The sequence below is a fragment of the uncultured Campylobacter sp. genome (genome assembly GCF_937997595.1).
Taxonomy (GTDB): Bacteria; Campylobacterota; Campylobacteria; order Campylobacterales; family Campylobacteraceae; genus Campylobacter_B.
Genome location: NZ_CALKTS010000019.1, coordinates 1 through 3474, shown reverse-complemented (window position 1 = coordinate 3474; position 3474 = coordinate 1). Strand labels below are relative to the sequence as shown.

The window sequence follows — 3474 nt, the reverse complement described above, 5'->3', positions numbered from 1 at the left end:
CTGCACTCGCGGTTCGTGCGCCGCGGCTGCGAAGGGCGGCTTTGTAGTCTTTGGTAGTAAAAGTAGGCATAAAGCTCCCTTTCTTTCGGGCTTGCAAAACAGCTTGCGCACGCTTTTAAAGCCCGTTTAGAACGGCGTAATTTTATAAAATTTCAGATCAAATTCGGATTAAATTTTAAATTTGAAGAGGCTTTAAAATTTAAATGGGTTGCAAATTTAAAGGATTAAAATTTAGCCGCCTAGCTACGCTTGAAATTTACGCTTTCGCTCAAATTTATCAAAATTTAAACGCATAGCGGCACCAAAAGATCGGAAATTTAGCCCGGGCTAAACCCTGTTTTTGTATAATCGCACAAAATTTTAAAGGAGAAAAAATGAAAAAATTTCTAGCTTTGCTTTTTGCGGCGCTATTTTTCGCAGGTTGTGGACAGACTCAGCCGAAAGTGCCGATCGCAAGCGCGTATAAATTCAAGGGGATTACCTACCAACACTTCCAAAACCATAATCCGAAAAAATTTGTCTATCAATCGCCGGAGGCGGTCGAGAAAAAGTACAACGAGCAGCTTTTAGCGGCGTTAAAAGAGGCGAACCTGCTGGATCAAAACTCTACCGATGAGCTTAAAATTACAATAAAGCACCACAGGGGCTTTACGGGCGAAGCTACTCCGTTTCCTAGCGATAGAATCGGTGGCATAGAGTTTATCTATGAGGTTAAACTGGTAAGAAATGGCCAAATTTTAAGAAGCTACGTGCAAAATGACATCGAGCATTACGATCCGGGATTTTTCGGCAATATGAAAACCATAGCGTTGCAAAATACGGATGATAGCTATGAAAATGCCGCAATTACGGCTCTTGTCAAGCATTTGATGGAGATTATAAAGAAATTTTAGCGGCCTGCTCAAGCGCAACGCACGCGCAGGTATTACATTTGATTAAACCATAAAGAATTTTTGGCAGTTCGCGGGCTTTTAATCGCGGAATTGTAAAAATCTGCAGCGAGCTTGAGCGGTAAAATTTAAAGAAGCGGATCGCTTGCGGGCGCCGACATATCGGCAGCCTCTCGCCAATAGGGCGGCGAACGCTTTGGAAGTATGGCATTTTGAGTTTTGCAATGCTCTAAAATATAAAGAATTCGGCGCTAAATTTAAAACGGCAATCGGCGGGCACATGCTTGCCAGTGCGAGCTGCGGATTTTGCGGTGAAATTTAAAAACGTGGTTTTGCACGATTTGGTGAGTGCGAGTTTTACAGAAACGCAGCTGCGCGGACAGATGGCGAATGCGCGGCAATTATCATAAATTTAAAGCTTAGCGGTGTTGTTCGATCTCATCAAATATATGGAAAATTTTACGGCAAATTTAAAACGCAGTCTCTCGGAATTTAATACGGCCGATTAAAATGCGGCTTGCAGCGGTTAGTGTGGTAAATTTACTCTGTGGTTGCAGTTAAAATTTCCGCCGTGCAGAGTAAATGTCGCGCAGAGGTAAATTTGCCGCCTAGAAGCTAAATTTCGCGTCGCAGTTAAATTCCCGATAGTTAAATCACAGCGAGCTCAACGCTGCAAATTTAGAGTCCGCAGGCATAAGCGCTTGACTTGCAGCTGAGCCGCGACCTCTTACTACAAAGCGCCTGGTTCGCATTTCCGCGCCCGTCTAAGACAAATCGCGCCACGCTTTAAATTTTAAAATTTTATTTGAATAAGCTATTTACGCTCTCGTCGTGATATACGCGCCTGATGACCTCGCCGAAAAGTGGGGCGACGCTGATTACCTTGATGCGGTCGCTCTCCTGCTTTAGCGGGATCGTGTCGGTCACGACGAGGCCGTCTAGCGCGCCGCTTTCGATGCGCTCGTATGCCGGGCCGCTTAGCACGGCGTGCGTGCAAAACGCACTGACGCTCTTCGCGCCCTGTTCCTTAAACGCGCCCGCAGCCTTGACGATAGTGCCCGCGGTATCGATCATATCGTCGATTAGGATCACGTCTTTGCCCGCGACGTCGCCGATGATGTTCATCACCTCGCTTTTGTTCGCCTCCTCGCGGCGCTTATCGACGATCACCAGATCGAGCGAGAGCTTTTTAGCGAAGCTTCTGGCGCGCGCGACGCCGCCAACGTCGGGGCTGGCGATGATCGGATTTTTTAAATTTTTCTCTTTCAGATAATCCAAAAATATCAGCGAGCCGTAGAGGTTATCGACCGGCACGTCGAAAAAGCCCTGTATCTGCCCCGCGTGCAGATCCATCGTGACGACGCGGTCGATGCCTGCCGTCTGCATCATATTCGCCACGAGCTTTGCGCTGATCGGCACGCGCGGGGCTGCCTTGCGGTCTTGGCGAGCGTAGCCGAAGTATGGCACGACCGCCGTGATCGAGTTCGCGCTGGAGCGCTTCAGCGCGTCGGTTAGGATCAGAAGCTCCATCAGATTGGAGTTTGCGGGCGCGCATGTGGGTTGGATGACGAAGACGTCCTTGCCGCGCACGCTCTCGCCGATCTGGACGCTGATTTCGCCGTCGCTAAAGGTTTTGATCGCGCACTCGCTAAGCGGCAGCGAGAGATATTTGGAGATTTTTTTGGCAAATTCGGGATTTGCGGTGCCGGAGAAAATTTTATATCCGCGCATTTTAATGACCTTTGGATTGAAATTTGCTCGAATTCTACACCAAAAGCGCTAAATTTTAGCTAATTCGCCCGCCGCGCTCGCGTAAAATTCATAAGCGTGCATCGCGAACCGCAGCCAGTTTGCGAGATAAATTTTTAAAATTTCAGGGCGGCTCGGTTCGCCGCGGTTTTACTTTGGCGAAATTCGGCTTTGGCTTACGGCGCCCGCGAGCGATCGTAGCTCGCGTTTTTGCACGAGCAGCTACGCAGATGCGGCTAAAACCGTATTGCGAAGTTTTATGAAAGTCTGAGGGAGCGCATCAAGCAAGGGGTACGGTCAAAACCTTATCGCAGAGAACAGGTGCCGATTAGCACGGAATTTTATATTTGCAATACAGACGCGCAAAATTTTATCTTTGGAGCTGTGGAGAGAGTGCTTAAATTTTTGTGCGAGATAGGCTGTGCGGATACTTGGCGCGCTAAATTTTAGACTGCCGCGGCGTATAAATTTTAGATCGCCAGCGCGGTTAAATTTGAAGCCTGCTTTGGCGATCAAATTTAAAGCTTGCTTTTTAGAACTCGATCGCGCGCTGCGAAATTTTAAAATTTATCGCGCGACTTTGGTCTGCCATGTAAATTTAGACACCGCCTTTGCCGTTTAAATTTTAAAATCGCGCAGACTTGCTTCGCCGCGTAAATTTCTATATCGTTTTGGCACGCTTAAATTTAAAATCACGCGGCGCAGTGTAAATTTATCCGCAGCGAGCGCTATTCCGTGATTTTGGTGGGCTCACCGAATAGCCTATTCATCTCGGAGATCAAAATTTCCTTGCCGTCCTGCGCGCCGTTTGCGAGCTCGGCGAGGCCTGCCTTGG

General features: G+C 48.0%; 3 protein-coding genes. 2 read left to right on the top strand and 1 reads right to left on the bottom strand.

Translation table 11 applies throughout. The features are described from left to right. The first annotated feature begins 374 nt into the window (after window positions 1-374). Together Q0614_RS00775 and Q0614_RS00770 are read left to right on the top strand one after the other, a co-directional pair. Window positions 375-893 (top strand): hypothetical protein, encoded by a 519-nt coding sequence (locus Q0614_RS00775; RefSeq protein ID WP_298785839.1) that lies wholly within the window; start codon window positions 375-377, stop codon window positions 891-893. A 193-nt stretch (window positions 894-1086) separates the two neighbouring features. Then, window positions 1087-1212, top strand: a complete 126-nt coding sequence (locus tag Q0614_RS00770; RefSeq protein ID WP_298785837.1) for a hypothetical protein — start codon at window positions 1087-1089, stop codon at window positions 1210-1212. A 479-nt stretch (window positions 1213-1691) separates the two neighbouring features. Here the strand turns inward: Q0614_RS00770 and Q0614_RS00765 are convergent, their stop codons facing one another. After that, window positions 1692-2621 (bottom strand): ribose-phosphate pyrophosphokinase, encoded by a 930-nt coding sequence (locus tag Q0614_RS00765; RefSeq protein ID WP_005873085.1) that lies wholly within the window; start codon window positions 2619-2621, stop codon window positions 1692-1694. Window positions 2622-3474 lie beyond the last annotated feature (853 nt).

Coding starts and splice junctions, on each gene's coding strand:
- Q0614_RS00775 (WP_298785839.1), top strand. CDS start 375: ATGAAAAAATTTCTAGCTTTGCTTTTTGCGGCGCTATTTTTCGCAGGT.
- Q0614_RS00765 (WP_005873085.1), bottom strand. CDS start 2,621: ATGCGCGGATATAAAATTTTCTCCGGCACCGCAAATCCCGAATTTGCC.